Origin of the sequence: uncultured Novosphingobium sp. (assembly GCF_964277725.1) — a bacterium.
GTDB classification, from domain to species: Bacteria; Pseudomonadota; Alphaproteobacteria; order Sphingomonadales; family Sphingomonadaceae; genus Novosphingobium; species Novosphingobium fluoreni.
In genome coordinates, this window is record NZ_CAXYKL010000008.1 from 1 (window position 1) to 22,557 (window position 22,557).

The 22,557-nt window shown below is 65.1% G+C and carries 20 protein-coding genes and 1 pseudogene; 14 read left to right on the forward strand and 7 right to left on the reverse strand.

Going from position 1 to position 22,557, the window contains the following annotated elements; translation table 11 throughout:
• The coding region (locus ACHWRX_RS00720) for an SDR family oxidoreductase (RefSeq protein ID WP_394657727.1) at window positions 1-222 on the forward strand (222 nt) is incomplete at its 5' end.
• Between the two features lie 18 nt (window positions 223-240).
• Here the strand turns inward: ACHWRX_RS00720 and ACHWRX_RS00725 are convergent.
• From ACHWRX_RS00725 to ACHWRX_RS00750, 6 genes are all read right to left on the reverse strand, one after another.
• Window positions 241-624, reverse strand: a complete 384-nt coding sequence (locus ACHWRX_RS00725) for a hypothetical protein (RefSeq protein ID WP_394657728.1) — start codon at window positions 622-624, stop codon at window positions 241-243.
• Window positions 624-1,847, reverse strand: a complete 1,224-nt coding sequence (locus ACHWRX_RS00730) for a molybdopterin-dependent oxidoreductase (RefSeq protein ID WP_394657729.1) — start codon at window positions 1,845-1,847, stop codon at window positions 624-626. Before ACHWRX_RS00730 ends, ACHWRX_RS00725 begins: the two co-directional genes overlap by 1 nt.
• Window positions 1,848-2,041: 194 nt before the next feature.
• Window positions 2,042-3,127 carry an LLM class flavin-dependent oxidoreductase gene (locus ACHWRX_RS00735; RefSeq protein WP_246388332.1) on the reverse strand — a complete coding sequence of 362 codons (1,086 nt, stop codon included), beginning with the start codon at window positions 3,125-3,127 and terminating at the stop codon, window positions 2,042-2,044.
• On the reverse strand, window positions 3,124-4,032 hold the full coding sequence (locus ACHWRX_RS00740; protein WP_394657730.1) for an aldo/keto reductase family oxidoreductase: 909 nt from the start codon (window positions 4,030-4,032) through the stop codon (window positions 3,124-3,126). Before ACHWRX_RS00740 ends, ACHWRX_RS00735 begins: the two co-directional genes overlap by 4 nt.
• On the reverse strand, window positions 4,029-5,060 hold the full coding sequence (locus ACHWRX_RS00745; RefSeq protein ID WP_394657731.1) for a LacI family DNA-binding transcriptional regulator: 1,032 nt from the start codon (window positions 5,058-5,060) through the stop codon (window positions 4,029-4,031). The genes ACHWRX_RS00740 and ACHWRX_RS00745 overlap by 4 nt, the downstream gene beginning before the upstream one ends.
• Entirely contained in the window at window positions 5,057-7,069 is a 2,013-nt protein-coding gene (locus ACHWRX_RS00750) for an alpha-glucosidase (protein WP_394657732.1), read from the reverse strand. The genes ACHWRX_RS00745 and ACHWRX_RS00750 overlap by 4 nt, the downstream gene beginning before the upstream one ends.
• Before the next feature lie 143 nt (window positions 7,070-7,212).
• Here ACHWRX_RS00750 and ACHWRX_RS00755 point away from each other — a divergent pair, with 143 nt between their 5' ends.
• Entirely contained in the window at window positions 7,213-9,513 is a 2,301-nt protein-coding gene (locus ACHWRX_RS00755; protein ID WP_394657733.1) for a TonB-dependent receptor, read from the forward strand.
• A 93-nt stretch (window positions 9,514-9,606) separates the two neighbouring features.
• On the opposite strand, the gene ACHWRX_RS00760 is transcribed toward ACHWRX_RS00755, so the two are convergent.
• Window positions 9,607-10,224, reverse strand: a complete 618-nt coding sequence (locus ACHWRX_RS00760; protein ID WP_058735281.1) for a DNA-3-methyladenine glycosylase — start codon at window positions 10,222-10,224, stop codon at window positions 9,607-9,609.
• 147 nt (window positions 10,225-10,371) lie between these two features.
• On the opposite strand from ACHWRX_RS00760, the gene ACHWRX_RS00765 reads away from it, so the two are divergent.
• The 12 genes and pseudogenes from ACHWRX_RS00765 to ACHWRX_RS00820 form a co-directional block, all read left to right on the forward strand.
• Window positions 10,372-11,370, forward strand: a complete 999-nt coding sequence (locus ACHWRX_RS00765; protein ID WP_058735183.1) for a cysteine synthase A — start codon at window positions 10,372-10,374, stop codon at window positions 11,368-11,370.
• Between the two features lie 15 nt (window positions 11,371-11,385).
• Window positions 11,386-11,733, forward strand: a complete 348-nt coding sequence (locus tag ACHWRX_RS00770) for a hypothetical protein (protein WP_394657734.1) — start codon at window positions 11,386-11,388, stop codon at window positions 11,731-11,733.
• Window positions 11,696-12,442 (forward strand): ABC transporter, encoded by a 747-nt coding sequence (locus ACHWRX_RS00775; protein ID WP_394657735.1) that lies wholly within the window; start codon window positions 11,696-11,698, stop codon window positions 12,440-12,442. The genes ACHWRX_RS00770 and ACHWRX_RS00775 overlap by 38 nt, the downstream gene beginning before the upstream one ends.
• 338 nt (window positions 12,443-12,780) lie before the next feature.
• The gene (locus ACHWRX_RS00780; RefSeq protein WP_394657736.1) at window positions 12,781-13,383 is read left to right on the forward strand and encodes a division/cell wall cluster transcriptional repressor MraZ; all 603 of its coding nucleotides are present in this window, start codon (window positions 12,781-12,783) and stop codon (window positions 13,381-13,383) included.
• Entirely contained in the window at window positions 13,380-14,354 is a 975-nt protein-coding gene (gene rsmH, locus ACHWRX_RS00785) for a 16S rRNA (cytosine(1402)-N(4))-methyltransferase RsmH (protein ID WP_394657737.1), read from the forward strand. Before ACHWRX_RS00780 ends, rsmH begins: the two co-directional genes overlap by 4 nt.
• A complete protein-coding gene (locus ACHWRX_RS00790; RefSeq protein WP_058735179.1) occupies window positions 14,351-14,902 on the forward strand; it encodes a hypothetical protein in 552 nt (183 codons plus the stop codon). Before rsmH ends, ACHWRX_RS00790 begins: the two co-directional genes overlap by 4 nt.
• Window positions 14,903-16,720 carry a peptidoglycan D,D-transpeptidase FtsI family protein gene (locus ACHWRX_RS00795; protein ID WP_394657738.1) on the forward strand — a complete coding sequence of 606 codons (1,818 nt, stop codon included), beginning with the start codon at window positions 14,903-14,905 and terminating at the stop codon, window positions 16,718-16,720. It abuts the gene before it with no gap.
• Window positions 16,717-18,195, forward strand: a complete 1,479-nt coding sequence (locus ACHWRX_RS00800; protein ID WP_394657739.1) for a UDP-N-acetylmuramoyl-L-alanyl-D-glutamate--2,6-diaminopimelate ligase — start codon at window positions 16,717-16,719, stop codon at window positions 18,193-18,195. Before ACHWRX_RS00795 ends, ACHWRX_RS00800 begins: the two co-directional genes overlap by 4 nt.
• Before the next feature lies 1 nt (window position 18,196).
• Entirely contained in the window at window positions 18,197-19,666 is a 1,470-nt protein-coding gene (gene murF / locus ACHWRX_RS00805) for a UDP-N-acetylmuramoyl-tripeptide--D-alanyl-D-alanine ligase (RefSeq protein ID WP_183616119.1), read from the forward strand.
• A gap of 143 nt (window positions 19,667-19,809) precedes the next feature.
• Window positions 19,810-20,880: a phospho-N-acetylmuramoyl-pentapeptide-transferase gene (gene mraY, locus ACHWRX_RS00810; RefSeq protein WP_058735176.1), complete on the forward strand. Its 1,071-nt coding sequence runs from the start codon at window positions 19,810-19,812 to the stop codon at window positions 20,878-20,880.
• 11 nt (window positions 20,881-20,891) lie between these two features.
• Window positions 20,892-22,259 (forward strand): UDP-N-acetylmuramoyl-L-alanine--D-glutamate ligase, encoded by a 1,368-nt coding sequence (gene murD / locus ACHWRX_RS00815; protein WP_394657740.1) that lies wholly within the window; start codon window positions 20,892-20,894, stop codon window positions 22,257-22,259.
• A pseudogene (locus tag ACHWRX_RS00820) lies at window positions 22,259-22,557 on the forward strand (cell division protein FtsW); the annotation flags it as partial. The gene murD and the pseudogene ACHWRX_RS00820, both read left to right, overlap by 1 nt.

Sequence of the window (22,557 nt, forward strand, 5' to 3'; positions counted from 1 at the left end):
GGTATCCTGGCCTTCGCGGTCTGTCCCGGGTTCACCATGACCGGCATGGCCGACGATTATCTGGAAAGTCGGGGCGGCGACAAGCTGCTGGCAGACATTCCCCTGGGCCGCGTGGCGACGCCGGAAGAGATCGGCACGATCGCCGCCTTCCTGGCCCTGGATGCCCCGCCATCGATGACCGGCGCAGTGCTGGACGCCAACGGCGCAAGCTACGTCCGGTAAACGGCCCCGCCTAAAGCCTCAGTCCTTCTTGGAAGGCTGGGTCGCCATCAATGCCTCTATGATCGCGCCGGTTTCCTCCTTGGCGAACGGTGCGCCATAGGCCTCGCGCATTTTCGTGACTTCCGCCGTCCACGTCTTGCGATCGAGCGGCGGCTGATAGCGGATCATGCTGGTCGAGTGGCAGGCGAGACAGGTGCGGTTGAGGAGAGCGGCGTGTTCCCCCTCGCCAAAGGTTTCGGCGTCCTCAGGCAAGGTGATGCTGGCCTTCTGGATTGAGGCCAGCGGGGCGAAGCTATCCGGTTGGGGCGCGCTGGCCATGTCTTCGGCGGTCGTATCGCGCTCTCCCTGGCAGCCGCTTGCCAGCAGCAGCATCAGCGCAATCGAAAGAGTGGCGGCGCGCATCAGGCGATCTCCACCGGGCAGGGCTCAACGCAATTGCGCATGTAGCCGCCGGGATTCCAGTTGGCCTTCATCGGCTGCACCGCGCCATCGGTGTTGGTGGCCCGGCTCATCAACACGACCTTACCGCGCGCGACCGGCAACGACGTTTCGAAGCGGCGGAAACCGTAACGGCCTTGTTCCTTGTCCAGCTTGGCATCCTGCCACGTCTGGCCGCCATCGGCTGACACTTCGACACGCTTCACGCCGGTGTCTCCGCCCATGGCGATGCCGCGCAGGGGCAGGCGATCGGCATAGGGGATACGCGCGCCGGGTTCCGCGCTGGTGATCCAGGAGCGCACGTTCATCGTGCTGATCGGCGTCTTGGCGAAATCGGTGGTTCCGGGCGTTATGTTCGCCCCCGCAGCGGTGGGGATCTGATAGGCCTTGGCCATCCAGTAATTGGCGTCCTTGCCGGAGAAGAGCTCAATCTGGTTGAGCGACTTGACCCAATACGTCGAGTACCAGCCCGGCACGATCAACCGCAGGGGGAAGCCGTTCAGCAGCGGCAATTGCTCCCCGTTCATGGCAAAGGCCACCATAACTTCGCCGTTCATCGCATGATCGAGCGCCAGTGATTTCTCGAACGGGTCGACCTGCGTCAGCGGCTTGTCCAGCCCGCCGAAGCGCACATGGCTGGCGGTGGACACACCGGCCTTTTCCAGCAGCGTCTTGAGCGCCACGCCTTCCCACATCGCGTTGCCCATCGCGCCATGCGCCCACTGCGCACCGGGCACGCGTGGATCGAACAGGCCGCGGCTATTGCCCGAACACTGGTTGACCGCTGCATAGGAGATGCGCGGCATCTTGAGGATATCGGCCAGGGATAGCGAAACCGGCTGCTTTCCGCCCGTGATGGTCAGGCGGAAGGCATCCGCGTCCACATCCAGCGGAATGTCCGCCCAGTGCCAGCGTACGAAGAAGCGGTCGTTCGGCGTGAACACGCCCTGGTCGAACACGCTGAGCGGCGTTTCGAGCAACGGCGGCCGATTGCGCTGCAGGATCATCTCACCCTTGCCGGGAAACCCGCTGGTGAGCGGGCGTTGCTCCGGCCCGCTTGAGAACAGCAGCTGCGCCATGCCGCCGCTCTGGGCGAGGGCCGCGCCGCCGGCCAGCGTCAGCGCCCCGCCGGTGAGCAGGCGGCGCCGTGCCAGGGTGCGGGCGAGGAAGGGATCGAGACGGTCCATGATCGCTTTCTAGTCTAATCCAGCGTCTTAGTCATTCGGGGCAAGGCCAAGGCTCTTCGTCCCGCTTTCCCGAAGAATGACGAACTACGCGTGGCGTGCATCACGCGCGCCTTGCGCGCTTCCTGTCGAGAAATCCGTCGCCGTTCGTGTTGAGCGAAGTCCAGATACCTCGCCCGCACGAACGGCGCAGGACTTCACATCACCAGTGGTCCGTGGTTCAGCTTGGGTAGCACGTGGCGCGCGAACAGGTCCGCCTCGGCGGCGTGGGGGTAGCCGGAGAGAATGAAGGCATCGATGCCCTCCGCCTGGTAGGCGCGCAGCTTGGCGAGGACCTGATCGGGGTTGCCGACGATCGCCGCGCCGCAGCCCGAGCGGGCACGGCCTATGCCGGTCCACAGGTTTTCCTCCACGAAGCCGTCGCCACCTGCAGCCGAGCGCAGCTCCGCCTGGCGGGTCACGCCCACAGAGGCGCTGTCGAGCGACTTCTTGCGGATTTCCTCACCCGTCTGGTCGTCCAGCTTGGACAGCAGACGATCGGCATAGGCGCGCGCCTCGTCCTCGGTTTCGCGCACGATCACGTGAGCGCGATAGCCGAACTTAAGGGTGCGGCCATGCTTTGCGGCACGTGCGGTCATGTCTGCGATCGTCTCGCGCGTCTTGTCCATCGTGTCCGGCCACATCAGGTAGACATCGCAGCCCTGCGCCGCCGCTTCGCGCGCATCTTCGGACAGGCCGCCGAAATAGAGCGGCGGGCATTTACCCGATACGGTGCCGATCCGCGCCGGGGCGAGGTCGAGATCGAAGAACTCGCCCTTGTATTTCAGATGCTCGCCCGAGAGCATGATCTTGAGGATCTGCATGATCTCAAGCGTGCGCTGATAGCGCGGGCGGCTCTCCATCTTCTCGCCGGGAAGATCGGATGAGATGATGTTCACCGTCAGCCGCCCGCCCAGGATGCGGTCCAGCGTGGCGATACGGCGGGCCAGCTGCGGCGGCCAGTCCTCGCCCATGCGCAGGGCCCAAAGCAGGCGGATGGTCTTGGTCAGCGGCGCGATGGCGCCTGCGAACATCGTCGTGTCGATGCCCAGCTGATAGCCGGAGGGCAGCAGGATATTGTCGAACCCGCCCTTTTCGGCTTGCAGCACGATATTGCGGCAATGCTCCCAACTGGACGCCAGCATCGGGTCGGGCTGTCCCAGGAACTCATAGTCATCATCGCACAGCGCCGAAAACCAGCTGACTTCGCAGGTTTTGTCCGCATTCATGGCGTTCTGTGTCATGGCAGGGGCTCTCCTTTGGCGGCGACCAGCACGCCGTACCAGCGGGCCCGGTCCCAACGGACCTTGAGCGCGTCGGCGGCTTCGGCGATCCGGTCTGCCTTTTGTGATCCAACGATGGGGATGGGGCGCGCAGGGTGCGCCATGATCCAGCTATAGGCGGCCGCGGTGCGCGAAACCGCGAATTCCTGCGCCACCTCGTCCAGCGCGTCGGCAGCGGCTTTCGCGCGTTCGTCTTGCGGATTGGCGATGCGTCCGCCGCCCAGGGGTGACCAGGCCATGACCGCCATGTCCATCGCGATCGCCTGATCCAGCTCGCCATTCTCGATCGGAGCCAGCTTCAGCGGCGAAAGCTCGGGCTGCGTGGAAACGATCGGCAGCGACAGGTACTGCTGTAGCGTGGCGATCTGGCTGATAGTGAAGTTGGAGACGCCAAAGCTGCGGATCTTGCCAGCCTTGTGCGCAGCCTCGATGGCCTGGGCGATCTCGACCGGATGGGTTAGAATGTCGGGGCGGTGGATCTGCCACAGCTCGACATGATCGGTACCCAGCCGCTGCAACGAAGCATCGATCGCGCTGGTCAGATAGCCCGCGCTGGAATCGTAGGGCACGCCCATCGAGATGCCGCCCTTCGTGGCGATGGTGAACTTGTCACGCAGGTTACCATCGGTCGCCAGCGCGCGGCCCAGCAGCACTTCGGATGCGCCGAACGGCTCGTTGTTGTCAGGGCCGTAGATGTCGGCGGTATCGATGAAGTCGATCCCGGCACCCAGTGCGGCATGCAGCAGCGCGACGACGGCGTTCACGTCATCGCCGCAAAGGCGCCAGTTGCCCCAGGCGAGGGCGGAGACCGTCAGGCCGCTTTTGCCAAGCGGGCGGCGGCTTTCCAGGGCGGGAAGAAGGGTCATGAAAGGTCCTGTGAGGAGAGGAGATCGGGATTGACGGGGGCGACCGAGGCGCGCTCGATCAGGTCGTGTTGCAGGCGGCGGTGCGTAAGTTGCGCCCCCTGGAGCAGCAATTGCGTGGCGGCGAAGGCCATTTCGCGCGTGGGCTGATGGATCGTGGTCAGTTGCGGCCACACCATGCGCGCCAGCGTGGTATCGTCGAAACCGGCAACCGAAAGGTCCTGGGGCACCGACAAGCCCATGTCATGCGCCACGGACAGAACACCGGCGGCCATATCGTCGTTGCTGGCGAAGATCGCGCTGGGGCGGGTGGGGCTGTTGAGGAACAGGTGCGCCGCCGCGACGCCGCTGTCGAAATCGAATTCGCCGGGGGCGACTAGGGCCGGTTCGAACGGCAGGCCCGCACGGTCCAGCGCGCGGCGATAGCCGAACAGGCGCTCTTCCGATGCCATGTGGCTGGAATGGCCGCGGATGAAGCCGATCTTCCGATGCCCTTGCGCGATGAGGTAGCTGGTCATGTCGTCCGCCGCCTGGGCGTCGTCCATGAAGACGGACGAGGTCATCGCGTGATTGGTGCCGGGCGATATCCGCACAAACGGGATGTCCATGCCTTCGAGCGCTTTCAGCACCGGCGCGCAGTCCGTGACGGGGGAGGACAGCACGACGCCATCGACATGGGTCTCGGTGACCAGGCCGCGAACCTGCTCACCCACCATGGCGTCACCCACGTCCACCGGTTGGGCCAGCAGGCGAGAATTGGATGCCTGGCAGGCCTCCCAGCAGCCCATCTGCACCTGGTTCATGTAGTAAGGGCTGTGATTGTCGTAGATGAGGGCGATCTGGCCGGACTTGTTGCCCGCCAGGATGCGCGCCGCCACGCTGGGGCGGAACTCCAGCTCCTGCATCGCTTTTTCCACGCGCTCCCGCGTGTCCTGGCTGACATAGCGGTGGCCGTTGAGAACGCGGCTGACCGTCTTCACCGACACGCCCGCCAGCGCGGATACGTCCTTGATGTTGGACCGATCACTCATCCTTGTGTCTCCAGCGAGGCGAACAGCAGCGCGAACGGGCTGTCCGGACGATAGAACACCGGCGGCCGGCCATAGGGCGCGTTCACGAAATGCGTGCCGGGCGCGTAGTCCTCGCCGCTCCACAGATGACGCCAAGGCGCATCACCCGGCAGGATGACGTTACGGCCGGTGGATCGCGCCTCCACGATCGGCGCCACCAGCATGTCCGCGCCGTAGAGGTACTGGTCCTGTACGTTGAACAGCGCGTCTTCGAAATAGTGCAGGAACAGCGGCCGCTGCACGGGCAGGCCGGTCTTAACCGCCTCGTCGCTCAGATGGCGGACATAGGGCGCAAGCTTTGCGTGAACCTGTGACATCGCCGCGAACTGCGCCAGCAGCGCCTCGGAACTATCGATCTGAAGGTTGTCGTCGGGGCGGTTGCCCTCATGACTGCGCATCACGGGGGAGAACGCGCCCAGCTCGCACCAGCGCATCATCAGATCGGCAGTGCGGACGTTGCCGTGCAGGCTGGTGTAGCCGCCGACGTCACTATGCGAATAGGCGTTGCCGACAAGCCCGGCGGATAGCGCGGCGGTGAGGACGGTGTTGATCCCGTCGTGCCGAGTGAAATCGACTGACTGGTCCCCCGCCCACAGCAGCGGACAATGCGCCTGCACGCCCGAGAAACCGGCGCGCATGAAGAACACCGCGTCCCCGGTCCTGCCGCGCGATGCGATCGCCTTGGCGTTTGCTTCTGCCCACAGCACCGGCCAGCGGTTGTGCATCAGCATCGGATCGCTGCCATCGTGAAGCCGCAGGTCGACCGGCAGATACTCGCCGAAATCGGCCATCCAACCGGACAGACCGAAGTCCAGCATCTCCTGCCCGATCACGCGATCGGCGAACCAGTCCAGCGCGGCGGGGTTGGTGAAATCGACCACGCCGCAGTCAAACTCGCCGAAATCGACGAGGTATGGCGCGTCACTGTCCTGCCGCAGCGCCAGATAGCCGGCGGCCAGCGCCTCCTGATACTGCGCGCCATCGTTGGCGAGGTATGGGTTCACATAGCCCAGAAAGCGGATGCCGCGCGTCGCCAGATCGGCGATGCGGGTGGGAAGGTCAGGATAGCGGGCTGCGTTCCAGGACCAGTCCCAGAACAGGCGGCGGCCAAAGGTGGTCTGGCGGATGCCGATCCAATCCTCGCACCACAGGCCGCTGACTTCGGCCCCGGCGGCAACGATCCGCTCCAGCCGCGTGAAGCTGGCCTCGCCTTCCTTGAGGCCGACGATCGCGCCGCCGATCGCCCAGTCGGGGAGGGGGGGCTGACGGCCGAAGCGGGTGCTGAGTTGGCCGACGAGATCGCGGATGTCCGGTGCGACATACAGCTCCAGCGCGAAATCGCCTTGCCACACCTCGATCCGGTGCCGCGTTGCATCGCTGAAGTCGAGCACGCTGTAGGCGCTGCTATCCAGATGGCAGGCCGTCAAGCTGGATGTCAGGAAGGTCGGCTGCGGATAATTGGTCCACCAGTAGTCACCGCCGCCCATGCAGTCTTCATCGACCAGGCGGGTCAGGTCGGTGGACTTGTCCCGGCCCACGCCAGGTTCGCTGGTCCAGATCGGAAAGCGGCGGCCCGACAAGTCGAGATAGCTCATCTGCTCGCCCCCGCCCCAGACATGCTCGCCCGGCTGCGCGGCCAGGTCGATCCTGACGCGATCGAACCGCGTATCAACGGTGCGCACTTCCAGGCGGTTTTCCGCGATCCGCAGGCGGAGATGGGGTTGCGAGCCGTCCTGGGCGGACAGGACAACATCGGCGCCGTCCATGCGCGCGAAGGAAAGGGAATGATGATCCTGCGGCGTATCGCCGATTGAGAAGTTGCCGCGAATCATCCGCACATCGGCATCACCACGCGCCACCTGGAAAGCTGGTTTGTCCGCCGTACTGCGCAAGATCACGCGATCCTCCAGCAGGAGAACGAACCCGTCATCTTCAAGCGCGAAGTTTAGCGACAACAAACCAGCTCCCATTGTGGCATATGCGACACCGAGGGCTTTTGCCGTATGGCCCTTCTTATGACAACGCTTGACAGAAATGTTCATGGGGATCAAGAGCGGATCATCAAGACCCGAGGTTTCGAAAACCAGGGCTTTGCATCTGGAGGGGAGAACTCATGAGTCATTCGTCACACCGCCGCGTCGTCGTTCGCACCGCGCTGGCCTTTACCGCTTCGGCGCTCGCGCTGTCCGCCGCCAACCCGGCTGCTGCTCAGGTCGAAGAAATTATCGTTACCGCGCAGAAGGTTAGGCAGAGCGCCCAGGACGTGCCGATCTCGATCAGCGCCGTCACCGGGGCCGCGCTGGACCGCGCCGGGGCGAAGAGCCTGGAAGACATCACCAAGATCGTCCCCTCGGTAACCTTCCGAAAGGGCACCACCAACGCCAACAGCGCGATCGTGATGCGCGGCGTGGGTACGATCAGTTTCTCGATCGCCGCCGAGCCGAGTGTGTCCACCGTTGTCGACGGCGTCGTGCTGAGCCGCTCGGGCCAGTCCTTCCTCGACTTGGTGGACTTCGATCGCATCGAAGTGCTGCGCGGCCCGCAGGGTACGCTGTTCGGCAAGAACGCGTCCGCCGGTCTGGTGAACATCGTCTCAAAGGGCGGCACCGATACGTTCCAGGCCGAGGCCACTATTTCGGGCACCACCGATGAGGAATACCGTGCGCGCCTGACCGTGTCCGGTCCGATCGCCGAAAACCTCAGCGCCCGCGTTACCGGTTTCTACGGAAACTTTGATGGCAACATCAAGAACACGTTCTACAACAAGACCGTCAACGGCTATGAGCATTACGGCGCTCGCGGCCTGCTGGACTGGGATGGCAACGGCGCGCGTGTCCGCCTGATCGCCGATTACTTCAAGGCGAACGACGATTGCTGCGCCGAAGTGACCGGAGTTTCGCGCGGGACCGTTCTCGATCGCGAGCTGGGCATCACTCCGCAGGGTGAGGACACCCGCCGCGTGAACCAGAACCTGATCACCCGCTCGCTGGACCGGCAGATGAGCTTCACGCTGAACGCCGATATCGACACTTTCGCCGATCACACGTTCAGCATCGTCACCGGCTATCGCAACTGGAAGAACACCGAACTTCGCGACGGTGACTTCCTGCCGCGCGCGCTGGTCGGCACGCCCCAGCTGCACGATCGCGGCACGGTGGAGACCGATCAGGTTTCGGCCGAAGTCCGCCTGGCTTCGCCGCAGAACCAGGCCCTGACCTATCAGGTCGGCGGCTTCCTGTGGTATTCGAAGAACACCCAGGACTTCACCCGCAGCGATATCACGTGCGCCCGGTCGACCAGCCCCGTCGACGCGACTGGCGGACAGCCTTGCAACCTGGCGGACACGGTGAACACCCTGTTCCCCACCGCCACGTCGGAAAGCAAGGTATCGTTCAGCAACTGGGCGGTCTTCGGGCAGGCGACGTACGAGTTCGTCGAAGGTCTGCGCATGACCGTGGGCGGCCGCTACACGCATGACGACGTGCGCTACACCCACTTCCGTGGGCCGGCGCGCAACGCCACCAATGGCGTGATCACGGGCGGCGCGGGCCTCTCGACCGTCGGCGCGGGGGGCACGCTGCCCAACGGCAATGGCACCAACTTGTCACGCGGCCAGACGGACGCCAGCAACTTCTCGGGCCGCGCCGTGCTGCAGTACGATGTCGCCAAGGACGTGATGGTCTACGGCAGCTATACCCGCGGTTATAAGGGGCCGGCGTTCAACGTCTTCTTCAACCACACCGCGCCCACCAACTCGACGCCGATCGATCCTGAAAAGTCGAACAGCTACGAAGTGGGTCTGAAGAGCCAGTTCTTCGACCGTATGGTGCAGGTGAACGCCACCGCGTTCCTGGTCGATTACAAGGGCTTCCAGGCCAACAACTTCGTGCTGCTGAACGGCGCCGTCGTCACCAACCTGACGAATGCCGGCTCGGTGCGGTCGAAGGGTTTCGAAGTGGACACCACGTTCGCGCCGACCGAAGGCCTGACCTTCCGCGCCAACCTGGCCTATGCCGATGCAAAGGTGCGCCGCTTCAACCCCAACCCGCTGACCAATGCGCCTGACGCGCGCGACGGCACCCGCCTGCCGCTGGCGCCCAAGTTCAGCTACACCGTGGGTGCGGACTATGACGTCGATGCGGGGCCGGCCAAGCTCTATCTGTCGACCGACTGGCATCATGTCAGCAAGCAGTTCTCTGACCTGGGTGAAAGCGGCCCGATCGATCCCTACGGCATCTGGAACGCCAGCGTCGGCGTGTCGGACGCGGACGACAAGTACCGCCTGACCTTCTTCGTCCGCAACATTCTGGACAAAAGCTACGTGCTTCTCAACACCACCGCCGGGCAGCGCCTGATGATCCCGCGTGATGCCGATCGCTATGCCGGTGCGAATTTGCGAGTGCGTTTCGACTGAGGACCCAGGCGCGGGGGAACGCGCCTCCTTGATCGGCACTTGCGGAAAACCCCCGGCGCTTCTCTCCCGCCGGGGGTTTTTTATCGCCCGCATTCAGAGCGCCGGGTTGTTGTACATATGCCAAGTGAAGATCGCCGCCGCGCCGCGGTGCGGTCGCCAGGGTTCGGCCAGATCGCGCGTCTGCTTTTCGGTGGGGCGGGCGTCCAGGCCCAGGATCTTGTGCAGGCCCGCCTGCACCGCCAGGTCACCCGCAGGCCAGATGTCCGGCCGGCCCTCGGCGAACAGCAGGTAGATTTCGGCAGACCATCGCCCGATGCCCTTGATCCGCACCAACTGCGTGATCGCGGCTTCGTCGTCGGCGGGCAGGTTATCCAGATCGAGCGAACCGGCCGTCACCAGTTCGCACAAGGACCGTGCATAACCCTGCTTCTGGCGAGAAAGGCCGCAGCCGCGCAGCGCCTCGAACTCGGCGGCGAGTAGGACTTCGGGCGGGATACTTTCGCCCAGCAGCGCCTGAAGCTTGTTCCATACCGAGGCGGCGGAGGCGACGCTGACCTGCTGGCCCACGATCGTACGCAGCAGCGTGGCGTAGCCGGTTTCGTAAACGCGCGGTTCGGGATAGCCTGCCACCGCCAGGGCATGGGCGATGCGTGGCTCTGCCGCAGCTATCGTATCCAATCCTTCGCGGATCGCCTCTGCCTTCAAGCCCATCGAATTTGGCCCATCGGATCGTTTGCCTTCCTGCTTATGCCGGCGACCGATGCCGCAGCCTTGAAGCCACAAGATATGCGTCCATCGCGCGGCTGCAACGCCACTTGGCGATTGCGCGGCGCTCCGCTTCTTCCTACTTCCCACGGCATGACAGCGCCTGACATTCGCCGCTCCTCCCTCGATCTCATCGGCAACACGCCGCTCGTCCTTTTGAAGGGGCCGAGCGAGGAGGCGGGCTGCGAAATCTGGGGCAAGTGCGAATTCGCCAATCCCGGTGCCTCGGTGAAGGACCGTGCCGCGCTGTGGATCGTGCGCGATGCGGAAGAGAAGGGGCTGCTGCAGCCTGGCGGCACCATCGTGGAAGGTACGGCGGGCAACACCGGCATCGGCCTGGCGCTGGTGGCCAACGCCCTGGGTTACAAGACCGTGATCGTCATGCCCGAGACGCAGTCGCGCGAAAAGATGGACACGCTGCGGGCGCTGGGCGCGGAGCTGGTGCTGGTGCCTGCCGCACCGTTCTCCAACCCCGGCCACTTCGTCCACACCTCGCGGCGTTTGGCGGAAGAGACGCTAGGCGCGATCTGGGCCAACCAGTTTGACAATATCGCCAACCGCAAGTCGCACATCGAAAGCACTGCACCGGAAATCTGGCAACAGATGGAGGGCCGAATCGATGGCTTTACTTGCGCGGCGGGCACGGGCGGCACGATCGCGGGCGTGGGCATGGGCCTGAAGGCGTTCGATGAAAACATCACCATCGCGCTCACCGATCCGCACGGCGCGGCACTCTATAACTATTACGCCTGTGGCGAGCTGAAGGCCGAGGGGTCGTCGGTCGCGGAAGGCATCGGGCAAGGGCGCATCACGGCCAACCTGGATGGCGCGCCGATCGATACGCAATTCCGGATTTCGGACGAGGAGGGGATCGAGTGGGTCCGGCGCCTCCTGTCGGAAGAGGGGCTGTGCCTGGGCATGTCCTCCGGCATCAACGTGGCCGGAGCGGTGGCGCTTGGCAAGCAACTGGGCGCAGGCTCACGCGTGGCGACGATCCTGTGCGACACGGGCTTTCGCTATCTCTCCTCGCTTTACAACCGGGAATGGCTGGAAGCGAAAGGCTTGCCGGTCTTCCCATGGCTGGCACAATAAGCTAACATCTCGCCGATGGCAGGAAACGTTCCGCCTCGCATTGTCGAGCCGATCCAGACGCCGCAGCACTACGCGCCGCCCAATGCGCGCGAACTGCGCATGCAGGCGATCCACCGCCTTCAGGTGGGCCTGATCGGGCTGTGCGCGATGCTGCTGATCGTGGGGCTGGCCAACATCATCATGGATCGCGCCAGGCTGGGCGATGTGCGTGAGCCGGTGGAACAAGTGGTGGCGGTCGACACTCAGGCGAAGAAGCCGGCCAGTGAGCCGCTGGCGGATATCGGCGTCGTCCCCGCCGCAGACCCCACGCCCGGCAGCAGCCCCGATGCCGCGCAACCATCCGGAACGGTTCCTGCGCCGTAAGGAGATGCGCACCGCTGCTCTCCCGCTCCTTCTGGCGCTGGCGTCTTGCGCACAGGGTCAGGAGAAGGTGCCGGAGCGGGTGATCGGTCTTTCCAGCAGCCTGCCGCTTGTCTGGGCCGAAGCCGGGGATATCCGGGGACAGCTTTCCGATACCGCAGGCAAGCACTGGGCGTTGCAGGCGATGGAGCGGCGGGGCAGGGTCATTCCGCTCGACACCCTCGCCGGGCCAAAGGGGTTTCCGCTGCCGCATGACGCCTTGCTGGTGCTGGCGCAGCCCCGCCCGCTGACCCCGGACGAGAATGTCGCTCTCGATGCTTGGGTACGGGCAGGCGGTCGCCTGTTGCTATTCGCCGATCCGATGCTGACGGCGCATTCGGATTTCGCTCTGGGTGATCCGCGCCGACCACAGGACATCGCCATGCTCTCCCCGATCCTGCGGCACTGGGGATTGGAGATGACCTTCGATCCTGATCAGCCCGCGGGAGAATCACAGGCCCAGGTGTTCGGCGTCAGCGTGCCGACAAATCTGTCCGGGCGATTCGTGGCCAGGCCGGATGCGCAGTGTCGTCTTGCCGCGGATGGGATCGCGGCCGACTGCGCCATAGGCCGGGGCCGGGCGATCATCATTGCGGACGCTGCGGTGTTCGATGGGGATGATGCGGGACAAGCTGGGGCAATCACGGGATTGCTGGGGCTTCTCAGCCGCTGATATCCCCTGGCGGGCAGCTGCACCGGACGAAAAATTCTGTGTGTACAATGTGTAGCGTCAGAAGACGCCGTCGGCGTCTTCTGACCCCGGTCAACCCCACCCCCGCCTCATCAAAGCTGCTAGACCGATCGAGGTCGGGGGCGTTGGGATGAGTGGGGAGAGCCCGATTGATACCGTTTACCTGCCTATACCCTCGCAATTGCGTGCTATTGCACAATCGCGAAGATTGTTCCGAGTAAACAATCAACAATTTTCAAGGGATCGATCCCCACTTTTCCCTTTCCGGCCCGCTCTGGAACCGATAAAAGCGGCATCAATCGGAATGACTGAACCTCCTCGTGATTACGCCGATCACGGGAACCCGGCCGCTCGAAGGGTGGCCGGGCTTAGGGGAAGTCATTCGCGAGACGGGGCTATTCGAAGGGTCAGAGTCGCGAAAAATGGCGGGGCAGCCGTTGATCTACCGGGGGCAGGGCTTCTCGCTTCGACGCGATAAGAACCGCTTCGTGCTGCCCAATCTGTTCCGTGGCACCGTCCGCGAATCGAGCGGCAGCCAGGTGCTTTGCCTCGCCAAGCATGAAAGCTGGAACTGCCTTGTCGGCTACGGCCTGTCCCGCGTGGCCCAGTTTGAAGACATCATCGAGCAGGAGCGCGAATTCGCCATGAAGTCCGGTCAGCCCTTCGACCGGGATATGAAGGCGATGACGCTGTACAACTACCACGAGATTCCGTTCGACGGCTCGGGCCGCTTTGTCCTGCCAGAAGATCTCGCCACTTTGGCCGAAGTGGACGACCAGCTTTATTTCCAGGGCGCCGGCCAGTACTTCTTCGTCTTCGCCCCAGGCGCGCTTGCCGCCATGACCGAGCCCCAGTTCAAGGGCGCGCAAGTTTCCTGTGCCAGCCTCGCCAAGGCTGAGCTGAAGAAGGCGGGCCGCGCATGACCGCCGCCGCATCCCATGCCCCGCACATCCCCGTCCTGCTGGAGGAAGTCATCGCCGCGCTGCGCCCTGCCCCGGGCACAGTGATCGTCGATGCCACGTTCGGCGCGGGCGGCTACACCCGGCGACTCCTGGATGCGGGGGCGACCGTCCATGCCTTCGATCGCGATCCAGACGCCATCGCGGCCGCGCAGGGCAACCCGCAAGGATGGCCCGAGCTTGGTGGCGATACCCCGCGCCTCGTGCTGCACCCCCGCCGGTTTTCGGAAATGGTGGATACTTTGGCTGAGCTGGGGATAGCGCGGGTTGACGGCATTGCGATGGATATCGGTGTGTCCTCAATGCAGCTGGATCAACCCACGCGCGGCTTTGCATTTTCCAGCAACGGCCCGCTGGACATGCGCATGAGCCAGGAGGGGGAATCCGCGGCCGACTTTCTGAACTCCGCCGAAGAGAGCGCGATCGCCGACGTGCTCTATACCTATGGCGAGGAGCGTCAGTCGCGTCGGGTGGCCCGCGCGATCATGGCGGCGCGTCCGCTGCAGACTACCGAGGATCTGGCGCGCGTGGTGCGCAAGGCGCTTGGCTATCACGCTGGTGCGCCCAAGGATCCCGCAACGCGCAGCTTCCAAGCGATCCGCATTCACGTGAACGGTGAACTGGACGAGCTGGAGGGCGGCCTGGCCGCGGCAGAGACGCTGCTGGCGCCGGAAGGTCGCCTGGCCGTGGTCTCGTTCCACTCGCTGGAAGACCGCGTGGTGAAGCAGTTCCTGCGCGAAGCCAGCGGGGGCAATGCCTCCACCTCGCGCCACTTGCCGCAAGTCGCGCCCGCCGATGCGCCGACCTTTGCGCAGGTTTCGAAAGCCATTCGCCCCGGCGATGGCGAAGTCGCCGTCAATCCCCGCTCGCGCTCCGCCACCCTGCGCAGCGCCGTTCGCACCCAAGCCCCCGCCCGCTCGAGGAAATCCGCATGAACCTCACTCGCGATCGCGTCCATTCGATTGGTTGGATGACCGTGCTGCTTATCTGCGGCGCGCTGAGTATCGCGCTGATGCTGCGGGTGAATGCGGTGAAGAGCCAGGTCGCGGGCACGGAAAGGCGCATCGCCTATCTGCAGCGCGATATCGATTTCCTGCAGACCGAATTCCAGACCCGCTCCAACCAGCAGCAGCTGAAGACGCTGAACGAGGTGGAGTTCGGCTACGAAGCCCCGCGCGCCGAGCAGTATATCGAAGGTGAGCGCCAGTTGGCGGCGCTGGGCAAGGCGGCGGCTCCGGGCGCGCCTGCACCGATCCGCTACGCCAGCGCCGACAAGGCGGCAGAAGGCGGCGAAAACGCGGGCGACAGCGGCCTGCTGGCGATGGTTTCCCCCGTTACCGGCATGGGTGCCGCCGTGGCCCGCACCGTCTCCGACGCAGGCAGCACGCCGGACGACAAGGTCGAGGCAAAGGCGTTGGCCCGCGATGCACGTGGCCTGGGCAAGCGGTTGGCCCGCATCCAGCTCGCCTCGGACGTCCAGTAAATGGCCACGCGCGCCCTCTCGCCCGACAGCATCACGCCGCTCCCCGCAGGGGTTAAGCGGCCGCAGCCGGCAGCGCGCCTGGCTTTTTCCAATCCAGACCCGGTCACGCCGGCTGTCCCACTCTCCACGGGCCGGCACCGCCTGAACAATGTGCGGCAAAAGGCGCTGCTCGTCGCCAAGTGGCGCGCGCTGTGGGTGCTGGCGGGATTTGCCCTGCTGGCGACTTGCGCGATGGTGCGCCTTTCGTTCCTGGGCTTGACCGGCGGCTTCGGCCCCCGCGCCGATCTGGCCGCGTTCATGACGCCCTCTCGCGGGATCATCGTCGATCGTAACGGCACACCGATGGCGCGCGATTTCCATGTCTATTCGCTTTGGTTCAATCCCAAGGCGATGACCGATGGCCCGCCGCTGGTGGGCAAGCCTGCCGACGTCGCCGCCAAGCTGCACGCGATCTTCCCCGATCTGGACGTCAAGCGCGTGACGAGCATGCTGATGTCCGGCCAGAAGGGCTATCTGCGTAAGTCGATCCTGCCCGAGGAAGCGAACCGCGTGCATGCGCTGGGCGAGCCGGCGCTGGAATTCCCGCAGGAAACCACGCGCTTCTACCCGCAAGGGTCCACCGCCGCGCACGTTCTGGGCTTTGTCGATTCGTACGGCAACGGCAAGGTCGGCATGGAGGAGGCGTTCGATGCCCGCCTCAAGTCCGCCGAGGGGCGCGCCACGCCGATGAACCTTTCGATCGACGTTCGGGTGCAGGGCGCGCTGGAAGACGAGCTGGGCCGTGGCATGGCGCTTTCCGCCGCCAAGGGCGCGGCGGGTGTCGTGCTGGACGTCGATACCGGCGAAGTACTGGCGCTGGCCTCGCTTCCTTCGTTCGATCCCAACAAGATCGACAAGACGAATACGCCCAACATCTTCAACCGCGTGACCAACCAGGTCTACGAACTGGGCTCAACGTTCAAGCCGATCACGGTGGCGTCCGCTCTGGACGCGGGCACGATCACCAATCTTGGTCGCCGCTGGCCGGCCTCGCCGTTGCATGTCGCGGGCTTCACGATTCATGACAGCCACAACTTCGGCGGCTCGCTCAACGTCCCCGAGACGCTGATCCACTCATCCAACGTCGTCACCGCGCAGATCGCCGACGAACTGGGCGGCGTGCGTCTGAAGAAGACGATGGAAGCGCTGCACATGAATGCCCGGCCCAGCATCGAGCTGCCGGCGCGTGGCTTCCCCATCTGGCCCTCGGGCGTGTGGCCGCGCCTGCGCACCATGACCGTATCTTACGGCCACGGCATCGCGGTGACGCCGCTGCACCTTGCCGCTGCCTACGCCGCATTGGTGAACGGCGGCATCTATCGGCCCGCCACGCTGAAGAAGCTGGAGCCCGGCCAGGTGCCGCAGGGTGAGCGCGTGTTCACCGCCGCCACCAGCGCGCGCCTGCGCCAGTTGCTGCGGATGATCGTGGCGTTCGGCACCGGTCGCAAGGCGGATGCGCCGGGCTTCCGGGTTGGCGGCAAGACCGGCTCGGCGGAAAAGCCGGGTGCCGGCGGCTATCAGCGCCATTCGTTGATCGCGACCTTTGCGTCCGCCTTCCCGATGGACCACCCGCGCTACGTCGTGATCGCGATGATCGATGAGCCGCAGGGTACCAAGGCTACGTCCTTCCAGCGCACCGCCGCCTGGAACGCCGCGCCGGTGATCAGCCGTGTGGTGCCCCGGATCGGACCGCTGCTGGGCATCATGCCGGACGAGACGCGCGATATCGACATCTCGGACATCCGCTCGCTCGTGCCCGCCGGGGCGGACAAGGAATGAAACTGTCCGCGCTCGCCACGACGGCCGGTTTCACCCTTCCGGGTGACAGGGACGGCAACGTCACCGGCTTTGCGATCGATCATCGCAAGGTTGCGCCGGGCACGGTGTTCGGCGCGTTCCCGGGGGCTCGCGTCAACGGCGAGGACTTCATTCCCGCCGCGATCGAGGCCGGCGCCGTCGCGATCGTCGCTCGTCCCGAGGCGATGGTGGCGGGCGTTGCCCATTTTGCCGATGCCGAACCGCGCCGAGCCTTCGCGCGCCTGGCGCAGGGGTTCTACCAGCCGGTGCCCGAAACCCTGGTTGCGGTGACAGGCACGAACGGCAAGACCTCCACTGTGGAACTGACGCGCCAGCTGTGGCGCATGGCGGGCCTGCGCGCCGCCTCGATCGGTACTTTGGGGGTGACGACCAGCGATGAAAGTGTCTCCACCGGCCTCACCAGCCCCGATATCGTCACTTTTCTGTCGAACATGACCGGTCTGGCGCGCGAAGGCGTAACCCACGTCGCGTTCGAAGCCTCAAGCCATGGCCTTTCGCAATTTCGCAGCGAAGGCCCGCGCGTGGCGGCGGCGGCCTTTACCAATCTCAGCCGCGATCACCTCGATTACCATGCGACGATGGAAGACTACTTCGCAGCCAAGATGAGGTTGTTCGACGAAGTCGTTGCGAACGATGGCACCGCGGTCGTCTGGGCGGACGATGCCTGGTCGGGCAAGGCCGTTGCCCATGCCGAGGCGCGAGGGTTGAAGCTGTTCACGGTTGGCGAACGCGGCCACGACCTGAAGCTGATTTCGCGCGCGCCGACCTTACTGGGCCAGACTCTGGTAGTGGAACACGCCGGGCAGCAGGTGAAGATCGAAGTGCCGCTGATCGGGGCTTATCAGGCTGCTAATGCACTCGTAGCGGCAGGTCTGGTGCTGGCGACGGGCGGCGATGCGAAGCAGACTTTCGATGCCATGAAGCGCCTGCAGACGGTGCGCGGACGGTTGGAACGCGCCGCTGTTTCATCGCGCGGCGCGCCGATCTACGTCGATTACGCCCATACGCCCGACGCACTGGAAGCGGCCATTGCCGCCTTGCGCCCGCATGTTTCGGGTCGGTTGATCGTGGTGTTCGGCGCAGGCGGGGACAGGGACCAGGGCAAGCGGCCGCAGATGGGCCGGGTCGCCTGCCGCAACGCAGATACAGTTATCGTCACCGACGACAATCCGCGCGGGGAAGACCCCGCCGCGATCCGGGCCATGGTGCTGGCCGGGTGCGTCGAAGGGGCTATGGAAATCGGAGATCGCCGCGATGCCATCGGCGCGGCGATCGCTGAGGCTGGTGGCGGGGACATCGTCCTCGTTGCCGGCAAGGGGCATGAACAGGGGCAGGTGGTAGGCAGCGGCGCACATGCGCGTGTGCTGCCGTTCGACGACGTGACGGTCGCCAGAGAAATGTCTGGCGCACAAGCTATCCCCTTGGGAGACCATTGAAATGAACGCCATTGCCCGCATTCTCGACTGGCCGGTCGACACGCTTGACGAGACGCCGCTGGCGCTATGGGATGCAGAGAGCATCGCCCGCGCGGTGAAGGGCACCGCCAGTGCCGAATTCCTCGCCTCGGGTGTCGAGATCGACAGCCGCGACGTGCAGCCGGGTGACTTGTTCTTCGCGCTGAAGGGCGAGAGCATGGACGGCCACCGCTTCGTCGACATGGCCCTGGCCAAAGGCGCGGCGGCCGTCGTGGTCGATCGCCCGGTCGATGGCCCGCACATTCTGGTCAAGGACACCACGGAGGCGCTGGTGCGCCTGGGCGCCGCGTCCCGAGCGCGGGGCCGGGGCAAGATCATCGGTGTGACCGGCTCGGTCGGCAAGACCGGCGTGAAGGAGTCCATCTTTGCCGCGCTCGATCGCGCTTCGCATGGCGATGCGCATCGCTCGGTAAAGAGCTACAACAACCATGTCGGCGTACCGCTCAGCCTGGCGCGGATGCCCGCCCGGGCCCGCTTCGGCGTGTTCGAGATGGGCATGAACCACGCAGGCGAGATTGCGGCGCTGACGCGGCAGGTCCGCCCCGATGTCGCGGTGATCACCACGATCGCGCCCGCCCATATCGAGATGCTGGGTTCCGAAGAAGCCATCGCCGATGCCAAGGCGGAGATCTTCGAAGGGCTGGAGGAAGGCGGCGTGGCCGTGATCCCGGCTGACAGCCCCCACTTCGCGCGCCTGAAAGCCGCTGCGGACAAACTGGGCATCACCGTGATTTCCTTCGGCAAGGCCGATCATGCCAACGTCCGCCTGCTCGATGCCGTATCAGCGATCGGCGGCGGTTCGCTGGTGACGGCGGACATGGGTGATCGGCGCGTGTGCTACACCGTGGCCTCGCCCGGCGAGCATTGGGTGATCAATTCGCTTGCGGTTATGGCCGCGGTCCGTGCGGTGGGCGGGGACCTCGGCGCCGCGGGCGTCGCGCTGGCTGAGATGGAGGGTCTTGCCGGGCGCGGCGCTCGCCTGGAGATCGACATCGACGACGACATGCCGCCGGGCCAGGCGCTGCTGATCGATGAAAGCTACAATGCCAATCCAGCATCGATGCGCGCCACGCTGGCGCAGCTGGGGCGCACGCCTGCTCGCCGCCGCATCGCGGTGCTGGGCGCGATGAAGGAACTGGGAAGCCATGGCCCTGATTATCACGCGGCGCTGGCGATGCCTGTGCGCGAGGCGGGGGTCGATTACGCGGTGCTGGTCGGCGGCGAAATGCAGCCGCTGGCGGACGAACTGGGGAAAGGCGTGCCCAACGCGCTTGGCAAATCCATGGCCTTCGCGCATGTCGGATCGGTGCCGGAAGCCTTGGAAAACCTGCGCGCCTTCGGGCTTGAGCGTGATGATGCGATCCTTGTGAAAGGCTCCAACTCGGTCGGTCTCGCGGCGCTGGTCGCGGCGCTTGGCAAACGCGAAGGGTAAGAGCGATGGGGGGGGCAGCAACCTATTGTCTGAACGCCGACCAACCGTTCGGCGCGTCGCGCGGATACGGCGCTGGCGTTGATCACGAAGGGGCCCTATCGGCCCTGCGCCATCTCGGCACAGACTAGGTCGCAACCCTCCCAATGCTGTACATCATCGCAGACTGGTTTCACTTCGAAGGGGTCTCCAACCTCTTCCGCTACCAGACGTTCCGCTCCGGCGCGGCCCTCATGACCGCGCTGGTCGTAGGGCTGCTGATCGGGCCCAAGTTCATCAACATGCTGCGCGTGCGCCAGGGGAAGGGTCAGCCGATCCGCCTGGACGGTCCGCAGACGCACCTGGCCAAGCGCGGCACGCCGACGATGGGGGGGCTGATGATCCTGATCGCGCTGGTCATCTCCATGCTCTTGTGGATGGACCTGACGAACCCGTTCGTCTGGGCCTGCCTGGCCGTGACGGTCGGCTTCGGCATGATCGGTTTCCTGGACGATTATGATAAGGTGACGAAACGCCACCACGCCGGTCTTTCCAGCAAGCTTCGACTTTTGCTGGAATTTCTGGTGGCAGGAGTGGCTGCCTTCATCATCGTCAGCCAGCTAAACACGAATCTTTACGTGCCGTTCCTGAGTGGGCGATACATCCCGCTGGGCCCGTTTTACTACGTATTCGCCGCCGTGGTGATCGTGGGCGCGGGCAACGCCGTGAACCTGACGGACGGGCTGGACGGCCTGGCGACGATGCCGGTGATCATCGCGGCCGGTACCTTCGCAATCATCGCTTATCTGGCGGGCCGCGTCGACTACGCCACGTATCTGGGCATCCCCCACGTGCCCCGCGCGGGTGAACTGGCGATCTTGTGCACCGCGATCATGGGGGCGGGGTTGGCCTTCCTGTGGTTCAATGCGCCCCCTGCAGCCGTGTTTATGGGCGATACCGGCAGCCTTGCCCTGGGCGGCGCACTGGGGGCTATTGCAGTCGCCGCGCATCACGAGATCGTGCTGGCGGTGGTTGGCGGGCTGTTCGTGCTGGAGGCGCTGTCGGTCATCATCCAGGTCTTCTTCTTCAAGCGCACCGGACGCCGCGTGTTCCGCATGGCCCCGATCCATCACCATTTCGAGCAACTCGGCTGGGCAGAGTCGACCGTCGTGATCCGCTTCTGGATCATTTCCATCGTGCTCGCGCTGCTAGGCCTGTCCACGCTGAAGCTGCGGTAAGCGTCGCGGCGATGATCGTCTCTCCCGCCTTATCGGGCAAGCGGTACGCGGTGCTCGGTCTTGCCCGTTCCGGCTTGGCCACCGTGGAGACGTTGCTGGCCAGTGGCGCGCAAGTGATGGCGTGGGACACGCGGGAGGAGCCCCGCGCTGCGCTGGCCGATCGCGTGGAACTGGCCGATCCTACCAGTGCCGACCTGACGGGCTACGACGCCGTCATCGTCTCCCCCGGCATTCCGCTGAACCGCCATCCCATTGCCGAGGTTGCCGCTCAGGCTGGCGTGCCGGTGATCGGCGATATCGAGCTTTTCGCCCAGGCCCGCGCGGCCCTGCCTCCGCACAAGGTGGTGGGCATCACCGGCACCAACGGCAAGTCCACCACGACCGCGCTGGTGCGCCACCTGATCGAGAGCGCGGGTCTTCCCGTCCTGATGGGCGGCAATATTGGGCTGCCGATCCTCGGTCAGGAGCCATTGGCACCGAACGAGCGCGGCGCCGGCGTCTATGTGCTGGAACTGTCGAGCTATCAGATCGACTTGACGCGCAGCCTGGACTGCGACGTGGCGGCGTTGCTCAACATCACGCCGGACCACCTCGACCGGTATGAAGGTTTTTCCGCCTACGCCGCTTCAAAGGCGCGGCTTTTCGCGATGCAGAGCCCGGACCATCACGCCGTCTTCGGCATCGGGGACGATGATACCGCCGCGATCGCCGGGATACAGGTGGCGCGTCACGAACCGGGGCGGGTGAATTTCGCCGACGGGCGGGACATCGTATCCCTGCAGAAGGACTGGCCTTCGCTGCAAGGGCCGCACAACCTTCAGAACGCCGCAGTCGCCATCGCCATCGTCGAGGCGCTGGGGATCACGCGTGACCAGTGGGAGCCGGCCATCCCCACGTTCAGTGGCCTGCCTCACCGCATGGAGCGGGTGGCGGAGGCGAACGGCGTGCTGTTCCTGAACGACAGCAAGGCGACCAACCCGGCCTCCACCGCACCCGCGCTGGCGGCATTCCCCCCCGATCCGGACCCGCGCATCCATTGGATCCTGGGTGGTTTGCCCAAGGGTGAGGATCTGGACGAGTGTGCGCCGTTCTTCGGCAATGTGGCGGCCGCCTATACGATCGGCGATGCCGGCCCGATGTTCGCCGACCTGCTGAGGCCGCACATGACGGTCCATCGCAGCGAGATGATGGCCGAAGCGATCCGCGAGGCAATCACGCAGGCCAAGCCGGGTGACGTGGTCATGCTTTCCCCGGCGTGCGCCAGTTTCGATCAATTTCGCGACTATGAGGCGCGGGGCAATGCATTTCGGCAGATCGTTCAGGCGCTGGTTGCGCCCGAAGCGCCGGAACGTGACGATGACGATGGGGTGATCGACTGATGGCGACCGCAGCATCCACGATAACTCCAATCGCCAGCGGCAACGCCATGGTGCGGTACAATCGCAGCCGACGCAGCGCGTTGGCGATCTGGTGGCAGGAGATCGACCGGGTCACGCTGGCGCTTGTGCTGATCCTGATGGCAATAGGCACGGTCTCGGTCGCGGCGGCCTCTCCGGCCAGTTCGCGCCGGCTTTCCACGTCGGCCAAGCATCTGTCGGACCTGCACTTCTTCTTCATCCACTTGCGCTGGCAGGCGCTGGGGCTGCTGGCGCTGTTCGGCACCTCCACCCTGTCCAA

Bases quoted from the DNA above. Each gene is read 5' to 3' on its own strand.
- ACHWRX_RS00725 (WP_394657728.1), bottom strand. From the start codon at position 624: ATGCGCGCCGCCACTCTTTCGATTGCGCTGATGCTGCTGCTGGCAAGC.
- ACHWRX_RS00730 (WP_394657729.1), bottom strand. From the start codon at position 1,847: ATGGACCGTCTCGATCCCTTCCTCGCCCGCACCCTGGCACGGCGCCGC.
- ACHWRX_RS00735 (WP_246388332.1), bottom strand. From the start codon at position 3,127: ATGACACAGAACGCCATGAATGCGGACAAAACCTGCGAAGTCAGCTGG.
- ACHWRX_RS00740 (WP_394657730.1), bottom strand. From the start codon at position 4,032: ATGACCCTTCTTCCCGCCCTGGAAAGCCGCCGCCCGCTTGGCAAAAGC.
- ACHWRX_RS00745 (WP_394657731.1), bottom strand. From the start codon at position 5,060: ATGAGTGATCGGTCCAACATCAAGGACGTATCCGCGCTGGCGGGCGTG.
- ACHWRX_RS00750 (WP_394657732.1), bottom strand. From the start codon at position 7,069: ATGGGAGCTGGTTTGTTGTCGCTAAACTTCGCGCTTGAAGATGACGGG.
- ACHWRX_RS00755 (WP_394657733.1), top strand. From the start codon at position 7,213: ATGAGTCATTCGTCACACCGCCGCGTCGTCGTTCGCACCGCGCTGGCC.
- ACHWRX_RS00760 (WP_058735281.1), bottom strand. From the start codon at position 10,224: ATGGGCTTGAAGGCAGAGGCGATCCGCGAAGGATTGGATACGATAGCT.
- ACHWRX_RS00765 (WP_058735183.1), top strand. From the start codon at position 10,372: ATGACAGCGCCTGACATTCGCCGCTCCTCCCTCGATCTCATCGGCAAC.
- ACHWRX_RS00770 (WP_394657734.1), top strand. From the start codon at position 11,386: ATGGCAGGAAACGTTCCGCCTCGCATTGTCGAGCCGATCCAGACGCCG.
- ACHWRX_RS00775 (WP_394657735.1), top strand. From the start codon at position 11,696: ATGCCGCGCAACCATCCGGAACGGTTCCTGCGCCGTAAGGAGATGCGC.
- rsmH (WP_394657737.1), top strand. From the start codon at position 13,380: ATGACCGCCGCCGCATCCCATGCCCCGCACATCCCCGTCCTGCTGGAG.
- ACHWRX_RS00790 (WP_058735179.1), top strand. From the start codon at position 14,351: ATGAACCTCACTCGCGATCGCGTCCATTCGATTGGTTGGATGACCGTG.
- ACHWRX_RS00795 (WP_394657738.1), top strand. From the start codon at position 14,903: ATGGCCACGCGCGCCCTCTCGCCCGACAGCATCACGCCGCTCCCCGCA.
- ACHWRX_RS00800 (WP_394657739.1), top strand. From the start codon at position 16,717: ATGAAACTGTCCGCGCTCGCCACGACGGCCGGTTTCACCCTTCCGGGT.
- murF (WP_183616119.1), top strand. From the start codon at position 18,197: ATGAACGCCATTGCCCGCATTCTCGACTGGCCGGTCGACACGCTTGAC.
- mraY (WP_058735176.1), top strand. From the start codon at position 19,810: ATGCTGTACATCATCGCAGACTGGTTTCACTTCGAAGGGGTCTCCAAC.
- murD (WP_394657740.1), top strand. From the start codon at position 20,892: ATGATCGTCTCTCCCGCCTTATCGGGCAAGCGGTACGCGGTGCTCGGT.